Consider the following 15,559-nt stretch of genomic DNA (forward strand, 5'->3'; position numbering starts at 1 on the left):
CGAATGCGGTGCGCCCCGGGTTCTGAGGGGACCACAGTCCAACCTTTGCCCGGCTGTCCTGCTGGGGTGTCACAGCATCCCAGCCGACAACGTGTCTAATTTGACCGCAGCACACGGCCTCCGCTGTCTTCGGTACGCGCCCCGTCCAGCATCGAAAACACGCCGTTGACCATCACATGGGCAATGCCGGTTGCGAAACGGCGCGGTTCGTCGACGTCGCAATGGCTTTCTACGTGTTCGGCGTCAAAGACGGTGATGTCGGCCCACGCGTTCTTTTTCAGCACGCCGCGATCCGTCACACCCAGACGCGATGCGGGCAGTGACGTCAGGCGGCGCACACCTTCCTGCAATGAAATCACGCTGTGATCGCGGACATAGTGCTGCAGGAAACGCGCCGCCCAGCCGTAGCCCGACAGTGACCCGATATGGTGCTTCAGACAGCCTTCGGGCGCCAGCGCCAGCGTGTCGGATATGATTGCGCAATCGGGTTGTGAAATGGCCAGCCGGATCTGGTCTTCGGAAAAGCTTTGCGAGGTCCACATCAGGTGGGCCATGTTCTCACCCTCCTCGATCAGCAGATCGAAGGCCGCGTCGTAGGGATCAACGCCGCGGCGGCGTCCAATCTCGGCAAAGGTCAAGCCGACAAGGTCGGGGTTCTGGCCCGACTGCATCAGCACGATCCGGTCCCAGCCGTCATCCAGCACAAGACGCCACATGGGGCGGCGGTTGGCCTTGATCTTCGCCCGCGTGGCCTTGTCCTTGAGGCGCGCGGTGACTGCCTCTACCCCGCCCTCCTGCGCCCATTGCGGCATGATCGCCATCACGCGGGTGTGCGACCAGTCATGCGGGATCACGTCATAGGCGATGTCGCAGCCGTGGGAATTTGCGCTGTCGACCAGTTCAATCGCATGTTCCATCGCCCAGTCCGGCGCGCCATGCTTGGGTTGGATATGGCTGATCTGCAGTCGCGCGCCCGCAGCACGCGCGCAGGAGATCGCCTCACCAAACCCGATGTCGTAATGCACATCGCGGTTGCGCACATGGGTGGCATAGAGCACGTCGTGCTTGGCAGCGACGCTCACCAGTTCGGTGATCTGATCCGGAGAGGCGAGACTGCCCGGCCAGTATTCAAGCCCGGTGGAAAAGCCGTAGGCCCCCTGATCGATGCTTTCCTCGACAAGGTCCTTCATCTGGTCCAACTCGTCATCATCTGCAGGCCGCAGCGCATCGCCCAGAACGGCGCGATGCACCGTGCCATGGCCCACAAAGGCCGCGACATTCACGCCAAGCTGCATCTTGTCCAAATGGTCGAGGTAGTCGCCAAAACTGTTCCAGTCGATGTCGACCATGCCTTCGGTAAAGCCGGGCGACATGATCTTGGCGTCTTCCAGTCGGCGCGCGGGTGCGGAGGAAAACCCGCATTGGCCGATCACCTCGGTCGTGACCCCCTGATGCACCTGACTTTGGGCGCGCCCGTCCGCCATCAGCGTGAAATCCGAATGCGTGTGCAGATCGATAAAACCGGGGGCAACGGCCAGCCCGGCCAATGCGATGCGGCGATCCGCCTCTGCACTGCTCAGATCGCCAATCTCGACGATACGACCGTCCCGGATGCCGATGTCGGCCTGCACCGGATCAGCGCCTGTGCCGTCATAGACCGTTCCGCCAGAGAGAATTGTGTCGAGCATGAGAGCCTCCGTTAATGTGGGGTCAGCGGGCCGGACCATAGACAAGGTCGGGCAGCCACGTGACGAAGTCCGGGAAGAAAATCAGCGCCAGCAGACCGATGCAGTAGGCGATGATGAAGGGCAGCACCGCGACCGACACCGCCTCGATCGTGATGTTCGAGATGCGCGCAGCCACGTTCAGATTGCCCCCCAGCGGCGGGGTCAGGAAACCGATCTCGCACGTAATCACGGTGAAGACGCCAAACATCACCGGGTCGATCCCAAGCGATGTCACCAGTGGCAGGAACACAGCCGTGAACAGGATGATCTGCGCAAGGCTTTCCATGAAGGTGCCGATGATGATGTAGAAGATGCCGATTAGAATAAGGACAATCACCGGATTGGTGGTGATGTTGGTGATCGCGGATTCGACAGCCGCTGGCACATCGTAAAAGGCCGAAAGCTGCCCGAAGGCGAGGGTCGGCGTAAGCAGGATCAGCAGACCAGTCATCAGGGCGGTAAAGCGCAGCGCCTCGATGATCTTGCGCGCGTTGAGTTCGCGGTGGATCACAAGGCCGATGAACAGCGCATAGAACACGGCGACTGACGCAGCCTCGGTCGGTGTGAATGCACCCGAATAGATGCCGCCCAGGATCAGGACAGGGGCACCGATGGCCCATTTTCCGTCCCATGCCGCCTTGCGCGCAGGCCCCCACGAAAACGGCACGCCTGAACCGCCATATCCCCGGCGGCGCGCGATGATGTAGACGGTGATCATCAGCAATGCGGTGATCAGGAAACCGGGCAGAAAGCCCGCCAGAAACAGCCGCGGGATCGAGGTTTCGGACACCAGACCGTAAATGATCATGAGGTTTGAGGGCGGGATCAGGCTCCCGAGCGCCCCGGCTGCTGCCGCGATGGCGGCGGCAAAGGGGGTCTTGTAGCCATCCTTTTCCATCGCCGGAATGGTGATCGACCCGATGGCGGCGGTTGTGGCAGGCCCCGAGCCCGACAGCGCGGCAAACAGCATACAGGCAAACACGGTCACAAGGCCAAGGCTGCCGCGATAGGCCCCGACAAGGGAGGTGGCGACCCCGATCAGCCGCGCGCCCATGCCGCCCGTCTCCATCAGCCGTCCGGCCAGCACAAACAGCGGGATGGTCAGCAGCGGAAAGGGCGTCAGTGAGGTGTATCCCGTCTGGGCCATCAGCGTGTAGGGGATGTCGATCAGGAACAGCGCCAGAAAGGTTGTGAGGCCCACGGCGGCAAACAGCGGTGCGCCGATCAGGGTCAGACCGGTGAACACGATGGCAAGAAGAAGAAGGTCACTCATGGATCAGATCTCTTCCGGATCTTCGTGTTCGGCGCGCATGCCCGGAATGCCGATCCGGCCCTTGGCCGCCCAGATCACATAGACCTGCAGCAATCGCGCGAGGATCAGCGCATAGCCGATCACAAGGATCGATTGCGGATAGAATTCATCGATCCCAAGACTGGGCGTGCGGGATGTGTAGCGGGCCAGAACGCCCAGATATTCCCACGACACGATCAACATCATGACGCAGTAAGCGCCTGCGCAGGCATCGGCGATCAGCACGAAAACCAGGGTGATCTTGCGCGGAAACAGCATGATCCCGGCCATGATGCGGATGTGAAACCGTTCGCGCACGCACAAAGACGCGCCCATATAGACTGCCCAGACCATGCCGATGGCCGCGACTTCCTCACTCCATTGCAAGGCGGTCGCAAAGACGTATCGCATGATGACCTGAAGAAAGACCGCAGTGGCCACGACACCAAGGGCGAGGCAGCAGAACACTTCCTCGAAATGCGCTTCGAGCAGGGCGAGGGCGCGTCGCATGGGTGCGTCTCCGGTCAGATTTCAGGGGGTTTGCGGTGGCATGGCGCGCGAATTCAGGTCCGCGCCATACCCAGAGGCATTCAGAGGTTACTCTGCCGCAGCGCTGATCCGCTCAAGCAGTTCTACGAAATCCGCGCCACGCTCTTCGGCAAACCTCTGCTGCACGGTTTTGGCCGCAGCGATAAAGTCGGCGCGGTCAGGCCGTGTCATCGACATACCACCTTCGCTCGACAACCATCCGCGAACGCTTTCGATCTGGCTGATCATGTGCTCGGTGTGGAACTGACCAGCTTCGGTTGCGGCACGCTCCACAGCGGCACGCTGGTCATCGCTCAGGCCGCTCATGAAACGGTCAGAGGCGAACATGGGCGCAAATCCGGCAAAGTGATCCAGCACGGTCAGATAGGGCGCGAATTCATAGAATTTCATTTCCTGAATGACGTTTGTGCCGTTGTCGCCCCCGTCAATGGTTCCGGTCTGCAACGCGGTGGGCGTTTCGGACCAGGCGAGTGGTACGGGTTCTGCGCCGAAGGCTTCAAACGTGGCCAGCATCACCTCGTTCTTGGGCACACGGATTTTCAGCCCATCCATGTCGGCCATCGTCTCAATCGGGCGTTCGGAATTGAAAAAGTCACGATAGCTGGGGCCACCAAAGCTGAGCAGGTGCACGCCCGTATCGGCCTGCAGCTTTTCCTTGATGTAGGCACCCACCGGGCCTTCGGCGACGGCGACCTGATGTTCAGTGCTTTGGAACGTGTAGGGCAGCACGAACACATCCATCAGCGACCAGTGCGGCGAGACGTTGTTCTGGCTGACGAAATAGCCGTCGACTGTGCCAAGCTGCATGGCCTTGAACGCGTCGTCTTCGGACGCGATTTGCCCGCAGCAGCGCAGTTTCACCTCGACAGAGCCGTCGGTGTACTCCTCGACCAGTTCCTTGAACTTTGTCGCAAAAACTCCGTAATCGCTTTCCAGCGGAGTGGACCAGCCCAGATTCATCGTGGCGTCCTGTGCCCATGCAGGGGCGCTGATCGCCGTGGCAAGCAGTGCGGCGAGGGCTGTTCTGTTGGCTTTGTTCATAATTCTGACTCCCTGAATGAATTTCTTAACCAAGCTTACGGCTTCCCAATTGATCTGGATAATGTAAACTTTAGCGGGGCGTGATGCCTTTTGGGCATCACTTGAGGGGGTGCGCCATGCAGATGAAAACGGGCCTACGCCGCTTGCGCTATTTCCACAAAGTCGCCGAAACGCTGAATTTTCGGCGTGCTGCGGCAGAGTTGAATATCACGCAGCCTGCGCTCAGCCGCGCAATTACGCTTTTGGAACAGGATCTTGGGGTTACCCTCTTTGACCGCTCAAACGCCAAAGTGTCGCTGAGCAGCGCCGGACGGACATTCGTTGTGGAATGCGACCGGGTCCTCAGCACCCTCAATCACGCAGTCGAAGAGACGCGGCGCGTGGCGCGCGGCGAAATCGGGTCATTGGCCATCGGGTACACCGACACGGCCATCGCCGGTGTGATTCCCGATATCATTGAAACCTTTCGCCAGTCCGTGCCCGGCGTCACCATCCTTTTGCGGCAGGTGCCGACCTGCGACCAGGTCCAGATGCTGCGCAGCGGTCAACTGGACGTTGGCCTGATGACCGGCCCGACGGATCACGCCATGTTTTCCACCGTGCCGGTGCAGCAGGACCGCCTTGTTGCGCTGGTGCCTAAGGGTCACAAATTTGCCAATCGCGGCAGCCTACGTTTGTGCGAACTGGCCCCCGAACCCTTTGTGCTGGGTGATCCGAACGATTGGGTGGTCTACAATCAGAAGCTGATGCAGATCTGCGAACGCGCGGGCTTTGCCCCCCGGATCGTTCAGACCGCGCCCGAGGTTCAGGCCATCATCGGGCTGGTCAGTTGCGGGCTGGGCGTGACGGTCATGCCCGAAAGCCACGCGATGTTTCCCAACACCCGCACGGTCGCATTGACCATCGAAGACCCGATTGATCCGATGCTGACCGAAGCCGTCTGGATCGAAGGGCGCGACCACCCTGCCCTTGCGCGTTTTGCAGCGCACCTGTCCAGTTACGACCTGAACGCTGCGCGCGACTGAAGCGGTTCCCTGTGGACAGGCTCAGAGGCACACCAGTCCGTCGGCGATGGGCAGTCAGAACACTCTCCAACGTGGCCGCTCAAACCGATCCGGTCGCGCGATTGCTCAAACCTCTTCATCCGCCTGCTGGCGCTGCCACAACTGCGCATAGCGCCCGTCTTTGGCCAACAACGCTTCATGCGTCCCCGTCTCAACCACCGCGCCGTCTTCCAGCACCACGATCCGGTCGGCTTCGGCCACGGTGCTCAGGCGGTGCGCGATTGTCAGCACGGTGCGCCCTTCCCCGGCGGCGTTGAGCGCGTCCTTGATGTCCTGCTCGGTTTCGGTGTCCAGAGCGCTTGTCGCCTCGTCCAGCAGCAGGATCGGCGGGTTTTTCAGCAAGGTGCGCGCGATGCCGACGCGCTGTTTCTCGCCCCCGGAGAGCTTGAGGCCCCGTTCACCCACGGTGGTTTCATAGCCGTCCGGCAAACGCTCGATAAAGTCGTGGATCTGGGCGGCCCCGGCTGCGGCCTCAATTTCGGCCTGGCTTGCCCCGTCGCGGCCATAGGCGATGTTGTAGCGGATCGTGTCGTTGAACAGCACCGTGTCCTGCGGCACCACGCCGATGGCGGCATGCAGGCTTTCCTGGGTCACCTCGCGCACGTCCTGCCCGTCGATGCGCAGCGCGCCCTGCCCCACATCGTAAAAGCGGAACAGAAGCCGCCCGATGGTCGATTTGCCCGACCCGGTGGAGCCGACGATGGCGATCTGCTGGCCCGGTTCTGCCACAAGGCTGACACCCTTAAGGATCGCGCGATTGGGATCATAGCCGAAATGCACGTCGTCCAGTTCCACGCGCCCGCCCGTGACGTTGAGCGGTGGCGCGTTCGGTGCGTCCTTTACCTCAGCCGGTTGTTCGAGCAGATCGAACATCTCGCCCATATCGACCAGTGCCTGCCGGATCTCGCGGTAGACTGTGCCAAGGAAGTTCAGCGGCATGGTGATCTGGATCATGTAAGCGTTGACCATCACGAAATCGCCCACCGTCAGGGTTCCGTTCTGCACGCCAACAGCGGCCAGCACCATGACGCCCACAAGACCTGCGGTGATGATCACGGATTGGCCAAAGTTCAGGAAGGCGAGCGAATAGCTGGTCTTGAGGGCTGCAACCTCGTAGCCCTCCATCGCGCTGTCATAACGCGACGCTTCGCGCCGTTCCGCGCCGAAATACTTGACCGTTTCATAGTTGAGCAGACTGTCGATCGCCTTTTGATTGGCGTCCGTGTCCTGATCGTTCATCACCTTGCGCAGTTTGACCCGCCATTCGGTGACCGCAAAGGTGAACCAGACATAAAGGCCGATGGTGACGGCCACGATCAGCAGGTACCACGCGTCAAACAGGATGGTCAGCACCACCCCGATCATCAGCAGTTCCAGCACCAGCGGGCCAATGGAAAACAGCAGGAACCGCAGAAGGAATTCGACCCCTTTGACCCCGCGTTCAATGATGCGGGACAGGCCCCCGGTCTTGCGTGTAATGTGATAGCGCATCGACAGGCGGTGAATATGCTCGAATGTCTGCAGGGCCAGCATCCGCAACGCGCGTTGCGCCACGCGGGCAAAAATCGCGTCACGCAACTGCTGAAAGCCGACATTCATCAGGCGGGCCACACCATAGGCGATGGTTAGCCCCACTGCCCCCAGCGCCAGTGCCGACACCCCCTCGCCAGCCAGCGCGTCCACCGCGTCGCGGTAGATGATGGGGGTATAGACAGACACGACCTTGGACAGCACCAGCGCGATCATCGCCAGCACGACACGCTTTTTGACCCACGGCATGTCGTCGGGCCACAAAAAGGGTGCGACCTTGCGAATGGTGCGGATGCCCGAGGCGCGCTCGGCCTCTTCCACGCGCTTGTCCGGACCCGGTTGCGGCGCGGCGTATGTGTCCGTGTTGGAAGGTGCGGTGGTGTCAGAAGGCATAAAGGCGGCGTCCCAGGTTCTCAGACGCTCTTACCTAGATCAGCCATGCGGGATGTGCCAGTGCCGTGCTCAATTTGGCAGGGCAAATACCTGTCCGGGAAAGATCAGATCGGGGTCGCGGATACGGTCGCGGTTCGCCTCGAACACCTCGACATACAGCAACCCTTCGCCGTAGCGGTCGCGCGCAATGGCCCAGAGCGTATTGCCCGTCTGCACGGTGATCTGCGTGGCGGCAGCAGCCCCGTCGGTTTGGGTCAGAACATCAGGATCTTCGCGGCGAAATGGCGTTTCAACCCGGCTGGTCACGCGGCCTTCTGCATCCAACTCGTCGACCCGCAATGTGTAAACGCCAGTGTCGATCTGAGGCAGCGCGCCGCTCCACGCTCCGGTCTCATCCACGTCCAGATCGGTGATGGGGCGGTTATTGACGTAGACGCGCACCACCTCGGCCTCGCTTTGCGCACGCCCGGCAAGCTGGACGTCACCGGTTTGCGAATAGCTGATCGTGTCGAGTTCGATATTGTCCAGCGCTTCGGGCCGCCCGGCGTTGAGCACCTGAACACCTTCAGGCGTGGATTTGAGGACGGTGACCGCCTGCGGGGTTGAGGAGGCGGGTTCGGCCGCTTCGGGGCCAGTGTCCTGCAGTGCAGCGGTCTCGACCGGTTCCGGCGTTTCGGTGGCTGGTGCAGGCGCCGGTGTCGCATCGGCTTGTGCCGTTGTTTGCTCAGGCACTTCGGGGATGGCGGCGGGTTCCGGCGGTGAAGGCGGCTCAGCTTTTGCCACCTCGGCAACCTGATCCGGCACTGTGACGCTGTCCGCCGGTATCTGCTGTTCGGGAACAGCCGCCTCTGTCGGTGCCGCGGGCGCACTTGTGGCCACTGGCGGACTGGTTTCCGGGTCGGCGGCAAGTGCTACAACATCCTCGGCCTTGTCCGTTTCGACCTCTGCGGTGGCCTCAACCGTCTCAACATCCTCAGCCGCAGGGGCGGGTTGGGCGAGTGGGGCCAGAATGACCTCGTCGAGCGATGAAATCTCATCCTCACCCACACGCTGAACCACGGTCAGCACCTGTGCGTTTGGGTTTGGGGCAAGAATGGTGATGGCGGCAAAGCTGCCGCCGGGATCGGTGGTGACGGACGTGTTCTTGGCCCCGTCAAGCATCACCGACACTTCGCTGCCCGGTGCCGCGCGACCCGCGATAATGGTCAGCCCGTCAGCCTCCAGACGCACCTCGTCGATGGAAGGGGGCGCGGCAGCAGGGGGTTCTGGCGTGACTTCAGGTGTTTGCGGTGCGGGTTCGGGGGTGGCCTCGGGCGCAATGGCCGCTTCGACCACAGCGTCTGTGCCGGGGTCGGATGCATCGCCTGCCCTGTTGAAATTCAGCCAAAACGCAATTCCGACGACCCCGGCAGCCACTGCGACTGCGCCCAGAAGGGCCCCGTTTGTCCCGGCAAAGCCCGAGAGTTTTGACATTTTTCCCAACTCCTGCGCCCAGTACGGGCCAGTTTCGTTGCGCCTGCATACCAGCGCGGATTAGAACGGTCAAAACACAGCTGTATCAGTCGATCACTTTCATCCCTCATTTCAGGAACTGTTGCCATGGCCCCACTGTCTGTTTGCGTTTATTGTGGATCGCGGCCCGGCGCCGACCCTGCCTATGCGGCTGATGCAACGCGGCTGGGACATGGGATTGCCGAAAATGGCTGGCGACTGGTCTACGGGGCGGGCGATGTCGGGCTGATGGGCGCTGTGGCGCGGGCCGCGCAGGATGGCGGGGGCGACACGTTCGGCGTGATCCCGAAACATCTTGTGGAATGGGAAGTCGGCAAGGTGGACCTGACCCGCTATGTGGTCACCGAAACCATGCACGAACGCAAGAAAGTCATGTTCATGAACTGTGACGCGGTGGCGGTGCTGCCCGGTGGTGCGGGGTCGCTGGACGAGGTGTTCGAAGTGCTGACATGGCGGCAGTTGGGCCTGCACGAAAAACCCGTGGTTCTGGTCAATACGAACGGGTACTGGAACCCGCTTCTGGCGCTGCTCGCACATGTGGTCGAGAGTGGCTTTGCCGATGCAAGCCTGCTTGACTACTACACCGTCGCGGATGATGCCGACGCGGCCTTGAGTGCGTTGGGCTAGCTTTCAAACAAAACAACGCCCCGAACGGGGCGCTGCTATGTTCCGGAATGCGCGTTGCATTCCAGTAATATGCCGACCGCTTACATGCGGCTTGCCACGTTTTCCCAGTTCACCAGATTGTCGAGGAAGTTCGACAGGTAGTCGGGGCGCTTGTTGCGGAAGTCGATGTAGTAGGAATGCTCCCACACGTCGCAGCCCAGAAGGGCCGTTTGCCCAAAGCACACGGGGTTCACGCCGTTTTCGGTCTTGGTGACCTTCAGGCTGCCATCGCTGTCCTTGACCAGCCACGCCCAGCCCGATCCGAACTGACCCGCGCCTGCGGCTTTGAAGTCATCCTTGAACTTGTCGACCGAGCCAAAGCTTTCTGTGATCGCCTTTTCCAGCTCGCCCGGCATTGCACTGTCGCCCGGCCCCATCATTTCCCAGAACTGGTTGTGGTTCCAGAGCTGGCTGATGTTGTTGAAGATGCCGTTCTGGGCCACGGCAGAGGCGTCATAGGTGCCCTTGATGATCTCTTCGAGAGACTTGCCCGCCCATTCTGTGCCCTCAATCGCCTTGTTGCCGTTGGTGACATAGGCGTTGTGGTGCAGGTCGTGGTGGTATTCCAGCGTTTCGGCGGACATGCCTTTGGACGCCAGCGCGTCATGCGCATATGGAAGGTCAGGAAGTTCAAAAGCCATGTGTGGGCCCCCTTTTCGTATTGCTTGGTCTGACTGACAGATTGGTCAGTTGAGAGCAAGGTCAAGGGATCATCTGGATCTGCGGCATCTGATTTCGGCGGTTCGCGGCCGTGATTTGTACGGATTGTCCCATGTCATGACTGGAATTCGAGGATGTGCATCGCTGCATGTCGGGCGCAGACCCTTGTCATTTAGCGATCAAAGTAGCCAACACCACTCCCGTTTTGCGCCGCCACCTTGAGGATATCGAACATATACTGCGCGTCCGAGCGGAAACAGATCACATGAAAGGCCTCGTCCTCGGGCATCCAGAAGGCGGCAGGCACCTGCGCCATCCTTGTGCGGCGGAACATACCCGGACCGAAGGCGGACACGCGGAAATCGACGGGCGACAGTTTGGCCATCGCGTCGCGGGCACCTTTGCCCGCCACGCGGAACATCGCCCGTGCGTCCGACACATCGACGGCCAGACCGTGGGTGTCCCCAAGGGCGCCGCGCATATTGTCCAGCGTCGGCGCAACAGCGTCATAGGGGCACAGGACCAGTAATTCGTCCGGCGACATCCAGCATATGCCTTTGTCGCCTTCGCAATTGGCGGTGCCCTGTGCGGGCATCTTCATGCCCGTCGCACCCGTCGCCGCCTTGATCAACCCGCGCGATTTGAGGTCACCCCGCAGGGTGATCATGCCTTGCAACGGGGCCTCTGTCACAGTGGCGATCCCGTCTGTCCATGTGGCCCCGCTGAGGGCGCTTACAGCCTTAGACATTCTGCTTTTCCCCCTCTGGGTCGTAGAACACCGGGCTGACGATCTTTGCGGTGTAGGCTTTGCCATCCGTTCCCGGGAATGTCAGCGTCTCGCCCATGCGATCAGGTCCGTTCAGGACCAGCCCCATGGCGATGCCCTTGCCCAGATTGGGCGATTGGTAGGTCGAGGTCACCCGCCCCTGCACATGGCGCTGCCCGTTGTCATTGCGCCCTTCGGCCACGGCGTAAGCCCCGTCCGGCAGAACCGAACCGTCGTTGGTTTCCAGCCCCACCAACTGCCAGCGGGTCGGGTCAGTCATGTGGGTGCGCAGATGCCCGCGCTTGCCCAGATAGTCGTCCTTTTTCTTCGACAATGCCCAGTGCAGCCCGAGGTCCTGCGGAATGACAGTGCCGTCGGTCTCGTCCCCGATCATGATAAAGCCTTTTTCGGCGCGCAGGATGTGCAGCGCCTCGGTGCCATAGGGCATGACGCCAAGTGCTTCGCCCACAACCATCAGCGCATCCCAAAAGGCTTGGCCTTTGGACGCCTTCACGGCGATCTCGTAGCTTAGCTCGCCCGAGAATGAGATGCGATAAACCCGCGCCTCGAACCCACCCAGGGTGCCGTCAGCCCATTCCATGAACCCCAGCGCGTCTTTGGACACGTCCATGCCGCCAAGCGCCTCAAGGGCTGCGCGCGCGTTCGGACCAACAACAGCGATCTGGGCATATTGCTCGGTCACGTTGGCCACATAGACCTGCCAATCCCACCATTCGGTCTGGAGCCATTCCTCCATATGGCCATGGATACGCTCGGCCCCGCCGGTTGTCGTGTGACATAGGAACGTGTCGTCATTGATGCGCGCCACGACACCGTCATCAATCAGAAAGCCGTTTTCATCGCACATCAGCCCATAGCGGCATTTGCCCGGTTTCAGGGTGCTCATCATGTTGGTGTAAAGCATGTCGAGGAACTTGCCTGCGTCCGGGCCCTTGACCACAAGTTTGCCAAGGGTCGAGGCATCGAGCAAACCAAGGTTCTCCCGCACATTCTTTGTTTCGCGCATGACGGCGTCGTGCACGCTCTCGCCGCTGCGCACATAGGCGTAAGGGCGGCGCCACTGGCCGACGGGTTCGAAATCGGCCCCATGTTCCACGTGCCAGTCATGCATCGGCGTGCGCCGGATGGGCTGGAACACGTCGCCGCGCGCCTCGCCCCCGATCGCGCCCATGGAAATCGGCGTATAGGGCGGGCGGAACGTCGTTGTGCCGGTCTGCGGAATAGGTTGATCAAGCGCATCAGAAAGGATCGCCAGTCCGTTGATATTGCTCAGCTTCCCCTGATCTGTCGCCATGCCCAGCGTGGTGTAACGTTTGGCATGTTCAACCGACTCGAACCCCTCTTGGGCGGCAAGCTGAACGTCGGACACTTTGACGTCGTTCTGATAGTCCAGCCATGCCTTGGATCGCAGCGCAACGCCCGCGCCCTGCGGCATCAGCCAGACCGGGGCCATCGGGGCTTCGGTCACGCTGTCCGCATCCGGGGCCTTCAGCTTTGCAGGCGCGAAGCCTGCGGCCTTGGCGGCGGCCTGCCCCTTGGCGTGCGCATCGCCCATGATTTCCTGCAACCCGAAATGGCCATTCGCTGACCCGGCGGGGCTGACAAAGGCCGTGCCGTCCGCACCCGTCGGCGCTTTATCCACATCCGGGCGGAACATGGCGAACGCAGTGTCCCAAAGCAGCTTGCCCCCGCAATGGGACCACAGGTGCACAACCGGCGACCACCCACCGGACATGGCGACCGTATCGCATGCGATCTCTTCAAGAACCGCGCCCTCGCCCGCCTGCGCGCACACGGCCACGCCCGTGACCCGTTTGCCGCCCAGCACCTTGGCGACGCCGTGGCCCATCATGATCCTGATGCCCGCCTCTTTCGCTTCGGCCATCAGCGGGCTGTCCATCGGCAGCACCCGCGCATCGAGGATCGCGGGCACCGTCAACCCAGCCTGCACGAGAGCCAAAGCGGTTCGGTACGCATCGTCGTTATTCGTCACGACAACTGTGCGATCCCCGGGGCTGACGCCGTAATTGACCACGTAATCGCGCACCGCCGAGGCCAGCATGACCCCCGGAACATCGTTGCCCGCAAAGCTGAGAGGGCGTTCCAGCGCGCCCGTGGCCGTGATGACGTGCCCCGCGCGGATGCGCCACAACCGGTGGCGCGGCCCGGGCGCGTCGGGCGCATGATCGCGCAGACGCTCGTATCCAAGGACATAACCGTGGTCGTATACCCCGGCCCCCATAGTGCGCGGCCGCAGCGTGACATTCGGCATGTCCGACAGATCGGACAGCAGTTCGTCCACCACCTTATCCACAGGCGTGTCGCCGACAGTGCCGCCATCGACCTGCGCGCGGCCACCCCAATGGGCCGTCTGTTCCAGCACCAGCACATCTGCCCCGCCTGCCGCGGCGGCCTTGGCAGCGGTCAGGCCCGCAATGCCGCCCCCCACAACCAGCACGTCACAATATGCGTAAAAGTGCTCGTAGGTGTCCGCATCACGGTCTTTTGGTGCCTGCCCAAGACCGGCAGCCTGCCGGATAAAGGGTTCATAGACATGTTTCCACAGCGGGCGCGGATGGATGAACATCTTGTAGTAGAAACCTGCGGGCATGAAGCGCGCGAGCTTGGCATTGATCGCGCCCACATCGAATTCGAGGCTTGGCCAGTGGTTCTGACTGGTTGCTTGCAGACCATCGAACAGTTCGGTCGTCGTTGCGCGCTGGTTGGGCTCGAACGTGCCGTCGCTGCCAAGGTTCACCAGTGCGTTGGGCTCTTCCACACCGCTGGCGACAATGCCGCGAGGGCGGTGGTACTTGAACGAACGCCCGACCAGCATCTGGTCGTTGGCCAGCAGGGCCGAGGCGAGCGTGTCCCCTTCGAACCCCTTGAGTTGCTTGCCATTAAAGGTAAAGCGTTTTGGCGCGTCCTTGTTCAAAAGGCGCCCGCCTGTGGCCAGTCTTGTGCTCATGATTTTGCCTCATCACGGCGGCAGGCGTCACAGCCTCCGGCGGGAAGTTGATTGGAACAGAGAAAGATCATGAAAGCTCCCTCCACGACCAGCCAGGGCGCTTTTGCGAAATGGTGTCACACAGCTCTTTTGGGGGCTCCAGCGTCTGCGCCGGGTAGGTGCCAAAGATCTCCAGCGTCATCGTACAGCGCGCAGCATGAAACCACTTGCCGCAGCCATAGGCGTGCCGCCAGCGCTCAAAATGCACACCCTTGGGGTTTTCGCGCATGAACAGGTAGTTCTCGAAATCCGCATCGCTCGAACCGGGCCCAAAGCGTTTCAGATGCGCTTCGCCACCGGCGTGAAATTCGGTTTCCTCACCCGTCTGTCCGCAGCAGGGGCATGTCAGGATCAGCATATGTGCACTCCTTTCGGGGTGGCGGACGCAAAAAAGGCGGACGCCATAAGACGCCCGCCAGTTGCGGTTTGGGGAAATTTTATTGGTTTATTCGGTTGGCACCGGCGCTGTTTCAAGCGTTGGGGCAACAGCACCTTCGCCTGCCGGTGTGATGGCGCTTTCGCCCGGGGTTCCGTCCCCGCCTGCAAAGGATCCGACAAGGGCGAGCAGTGCAACGACCGCCACGATGATCGCGAACGCGATAAGCAGCCCGCGACCGCTGGTGCCGTCGCTGCGGTGAATGGTGTGATTTGTATGGTCTGACATGATGGTGACTCCTGTCTGTGAGCCCTCATCAGAACAGGTTTGCACATGGGCACAATGTCAGTACGCAAAGCAAAGCCGTTCCGGCTGCGATTGGCCGAAACGGCATGTTTTGCCCGGCTGCGTCCCGCCGGATGGGTCATCAAAAGGGGGTGATCAGCCGCCGCTGACGCTTTCAGCCGCTTTTTCGACAGCCGTGTCCGCCCCTTCGATGGAAATTGTGAGGTTTTCGGACCCGTCACCGCCGATGAAAACGGCATATCCCAGGACCGCCACAACGACGACAAGCGCCCCAACGATGAACCCAAGTGCTGTGTTGCCGCCGGATGATTGTGTGGTGTTTTGATCGGCCATGTTATTTCTCCGTCTGTAGTGTTGTCTGCGGCATAAACACATTCAGACGGCAGATGGTTCCCAGGTCGCCCTTGGCAGGCACCCCGCCCCTGCGCTAGGTTCGTGTCAACCCAAGTTGACAGGAGCGTGTCATGAGCAAGGAAATGGCGGCCATTCTGGTCTTTGGAGCGATTATGGTGGGCGCGATCATCATGTTTGTGCTGGAACAGCGCGCTGCGGCCCGCCGCAAGGCCGCGCGTGGCGGGCGCGAGGTCGATGTCAGCAACCTGATCGCCTTTGGCAGCGCTGCCGGTGAGGGCAAGAAGACGCACGACTAG

At 61.3% G+C, this 15,559-nt stretch carries 15 protein-coding genes; 3 read left to right on the forward strand and 12 right to left on the reverse strand.

What is annotated here, in order from left to right:
* Positions 1-95: 95 nt before the first annotated feature.
* The 4 genes from ACERZ8_RS17925 to ACERZ8_RS17940 form a co-directional block, all read right to left on the reverse strand.
* Entirely contained in the window at positions 96-1,688 is a 1,593-nt protein-coding gene (locus ACERZ8_RS17925; RefSeq protein ID WP_407593511.1) for an N-acyl-D-amino-acid deacylase family protein, read from the reverse strand.
* A 22-nt stretch (positions 1,689-1,710) separates the two neighbouring features.
* On the reverse strand, positions 1,711-3,000 hold the full coding sequence (locus ACERZ8_RS17930) for a TRAP transporter large permease (protein WP_407593512.1): 1,290 nt from the start codon (positions 2,998-3,000) through the stop codon (positions 1,711-1,713).
* Positions 3,001-3,003: 3 nt separating this feature from the next.
* Positions 3,004-3,528 carry a TRAP transporter small permease gene (locus ACERZ8_RS17935; protein ID WP_407593514.1) on the reverse strand — a complete coding sequence of 175 codons (525 nt, stop codon included), beginning with the start codon at positions 3,526-3,528 and terminating at the stop codon, positions 3,004-3,006.
* 87 nt (positions 3,529-3,615) lie between these two features.
* A complete protein-coding gene (locus ACERZ8_RS17940; RefSeq protein WP_407593515.1) occupies positions 3,616-4,608 on the reverse strand; it encodes a TRAP transporter substrate-binding protein in 993 nt (330 codons plus the stop codon).
* A gap of 116 nt (positions 4,609-4,724) precedes the next feature.
* Here ACERZ8_RS17940 and ACERZ8_RS17945 point away from each other — a divergent pair, with 116 nt between their 5' ends.
* Complete coding sequence (locus ACERZ8_RS17945) at positions 4,725-5,633, forward strand: LysR substrate-binding domain-containing protein (RefSeq protein WP_407593516.1); 909 nt, start codon at positions 4,725-4,727, stop codon at positions 5,631-5,633.
* Positions 5,634-5,738: 105 nt separating this feature from the next.
* On the opposite strand, the gene ACERZ8_RS17950 is transcribed toward ACERZ8_RS17945, so the two are convergent.
* Positions 5,739-7,595, reverse strand: coding sequence for an ABCB family ABC transporter ATP-binding protein/permease (locus ACERZ8_RS17950; RefSeq protein ID WP_407593517.1), 1,857 nt, complete (start codon positions 7,593-7,595; stop codon positions 5,739-5,741).
* Between the two features lie 69 nt (positions 7,596-7,664).
* Positions 7,665-9,068 (reverse strand): LysM peptidoglycan-binding domain-containing protein, encoded by a 1,404-nt coding sequence (locus tag ACERZ8_RS17955; protein ID WP_407593518.1) that lies wholly within the window; start codon positions 9,066-9,068, stop codon positions 7,665-7,667.
* Positions 9,069-9,194: 126 nt separating this feature from the next.
* On the opposite strand from ACERZ8_RS17955, the gene ACERZ8_RS17960 reads away from it, so the two are divergent.
* Positions 9,195-9,734 carry an LOG family protein gene (locus ACERZ8_RS17960; protein WP_407593519.1) on the forward strand — a complete coding sequence of 180 codons (540 nt, stop codon included), beginning with the start codon at positions 9,195-9,197 and terminating at the stop codon, positions 9,732-9,734.
* 80 nt (positions 9,735-9,814) lie between these two features.
* Here the strand turns inward: ACERZ8_RS17960 and ACERZ8_RS17965 are convergent, their stop codons facing one another.
* The 6 genes from ACERZ8_RS17965 to ACERZ8_RS17990 all read right to left on the reverse strand — a co-directional run bounded on the left by ACERZ8_RS17965 (position 9,815) and on the right by ACERZ8_RS17990 (position 15,242).
* On the reverse strand, positions 9,815-10,414 hold the full coding sequence (locus ACERZ8_RS17965; RefSeq protein WP_407593520.1) for a superoxide dismutase: 600 nt from the start codon (positions 10,412-10,414) through the stop codon (positions 9,815-9,817).
* A 191-nt stretch (positions 10,415-10,605) separates the two neighbouring features.
* Complete coding sequence (locus ACERZ8_RS17970) at positions 10,606-11,181, reverse strand: sarcosine oxidase subunit gamma (RefSeq protein ID WP_407593521.1); 576 nt, start codon at positions 11,179-11,181, stop codon at positions 10,606-10,608.
* Positions 11,174-14,188, reverse strand: a complete 3,015-nt coding sequence (locus ACERZ8_RS17975) for a sarcosine oxidase subunit alpha family protein (protein ID WP_407593522.1) — start codon at positions 14,186-14,188, stop codon at positions 11,174-11,176. The genes ACERZ8_RS17970 and ACERZ8_RS17975 overlap by 8 nt, the downstream gene beginning before the upstream one ends.
* Before the next feature lie 67 nt (positions 14,189-14,255).
* Positions 14,256-14,585: a sarcosine oxidase subunit delta gene (locus tag ACERZ8_RS17980; RefSeq protein ID WP_407593523.1), complete on the reverse strand. Its 330-nt coding sequence runs from the start codon at positions 14,583-14,585 to the stop codon at positions 14,256-14,258.
* A gap of 87 nt (positions 14,586-14,672) precedes the next feature.
* A complete protein-coding gene (locus ACERZ8_RS17985; protein WP_407593524.1) occupies positions 14,673-14,891 on the reverse strand; it encodes a hypothetical protein in 219 nt (72 codons plus the stop codon).
* A gap of 153 nt (positions 14,892-15,044) precedes the next feature.
* Positions 15,045-15,242 carry a hypothetical protein gene (locus ACERZ8_RS17990; RefSeq protein WP_407593525.1) on the reverse strand — a complete coding sequence of 66 codons (198 nt, stop codon included), beginning with the start codon at positions 15,240-15,242 and terminating at the stop codon, positions 15,045-15,047.
* 131 nt (positions 15,243-15,373) lie between these two features.
* Between ACERZ8_RS17990 and ACERZ8_RS17995 the strand changes: the two genes are divergently transcribed.
* Positions 15,374-15,559, forward strand: a complete 186-nt coding sequence (locus tag ACERZ8_RS17995; protein WP_407593526.1) for a hypothetical protein — start codon at positions 15,374-15,376, stop codon at positions 15,557-15,559.

Source organism: Tateyamaria armeniaca, from assembly GCF_045797845.1.
Lineage (GTDB): Bacteria > Pseudomonadota > Alphaproteobacteria > Rhodobacterales > Rhodobacteraceae > Tateyamaria > Tateyamaria armeniaca.

Excerpts from the sequence above, each read along its gene's own strand:
- ACERZ8_RS17925 (WP_407593511.1), bottom strand. The coding sequence starts at position 1,688 with ATGCTCGACACAATTCTCTCTGGCGGAACGGTCTATGACGGCACAGGC.
- ACERZ8_RS17930 (WP_407593512.1), bottom strand. The coding sequence starts at position 3,000 with ATGAGTGACCTTCTTCTTCTTGCCATCGTGTTCACCGGTCTGACCCTG.
- ACERZ8_RS17935 (WP_407593514.1), bottom strand. The coding sequence starts at position 3,528 with ATGCGACGCGCCCTCGCCCTGCTCGAAGCGCATTTCGAGGAAGTGTTC.
- ACERZ8_RS17940 (WP_407593515.1), bottom strand. The coding sequence starts at position 4,608 with ATGAACAAAGCCAACAGAACAGCCCTCGCCGCACTGCTTGCCACGGCG.
- ACERZ8_RS17945 (WP_407593516.1), top strand. The coding sequence starts at position 4,725 with ATGCAGATGAAAACGGGCCTACGCCGCTTGCGCTATTTCCACAAAGTC.
- ACERZ8_RS17950 (WP_407593517.1), bottom strand. The coding sequence starts at position 7,595 with ATGCCTTCTGACACCACCGCACCTTCCAACACGGACACATACGCCGCG.
- ACERZ8_RS17955 (WP_407593518.1), bottom strand. The coding sequence starts at position 9,068 with ATGTCAAAACTCTCGGGCTTTGCCGGGACAAACGGGGCCCTTCTGGGC.
- ACERZ8_RS17960 (WP_407593519.1), top strand. The coding sequence starts at position 9,195 with ATGGCCCCACTGTCTGTTTGCGTTTATTGTGGATCGCGGCCCGGCGCC.
- ACERZ8_RS17965 (WP_407593520.1), bottom strand. The coding sequence starts at position 10,414 with ATGGCTTTTGAACTTCCTGACCTTCCATATGCGCATGACGCGCTGGCG.
- ACERZ8_RS17970 (WP_407593521.1), bottom strand. The coding sequence starts at position 11,181 with ATGTCTAAGGCTGTAAGCGCCCTCAGCGGGGCCACATGGACAGACGGG.
- ACERZ8_RS17975 (WP_407593522.1), bottom strand. The coding sequence starts at position 14,188 with ATGAGCACAAGACTGGCCACAGGCGGGCGCCTTTTGAACAAGGACGCG.
- ACERZ8_RS17980 (WP_407593523.1), bottom strand. The coding sequence starts at position 14,585 with ATGCTGATCCTGACATGCCCCTGCTGCGGACAGACGGGTGAGGAAACC.
- ACERZ8_RS17985 (WP_407593524.1), bottom strand. The coding sequence starts at position 14,891 with ATGTCAGACCATACAAATCACACCATTCACCGCAGCGACGGCACCAGC.
- ACERZ8_RS17990 (WP_407593525.1), bottom strand. The coding sequence starts at position 15,242 with ATGGCCGATCAAAACACCACACAATCATCCGGCGGCAACACAGCACTT.
- ACERZ8_RS17995 (WP_407593526.1), top strand. The coding sequence starts at position 15,374 with ATGAGCAAGGAAATGGCGGCCATTCTGGTCTTTGGAGCGATTATGGTG.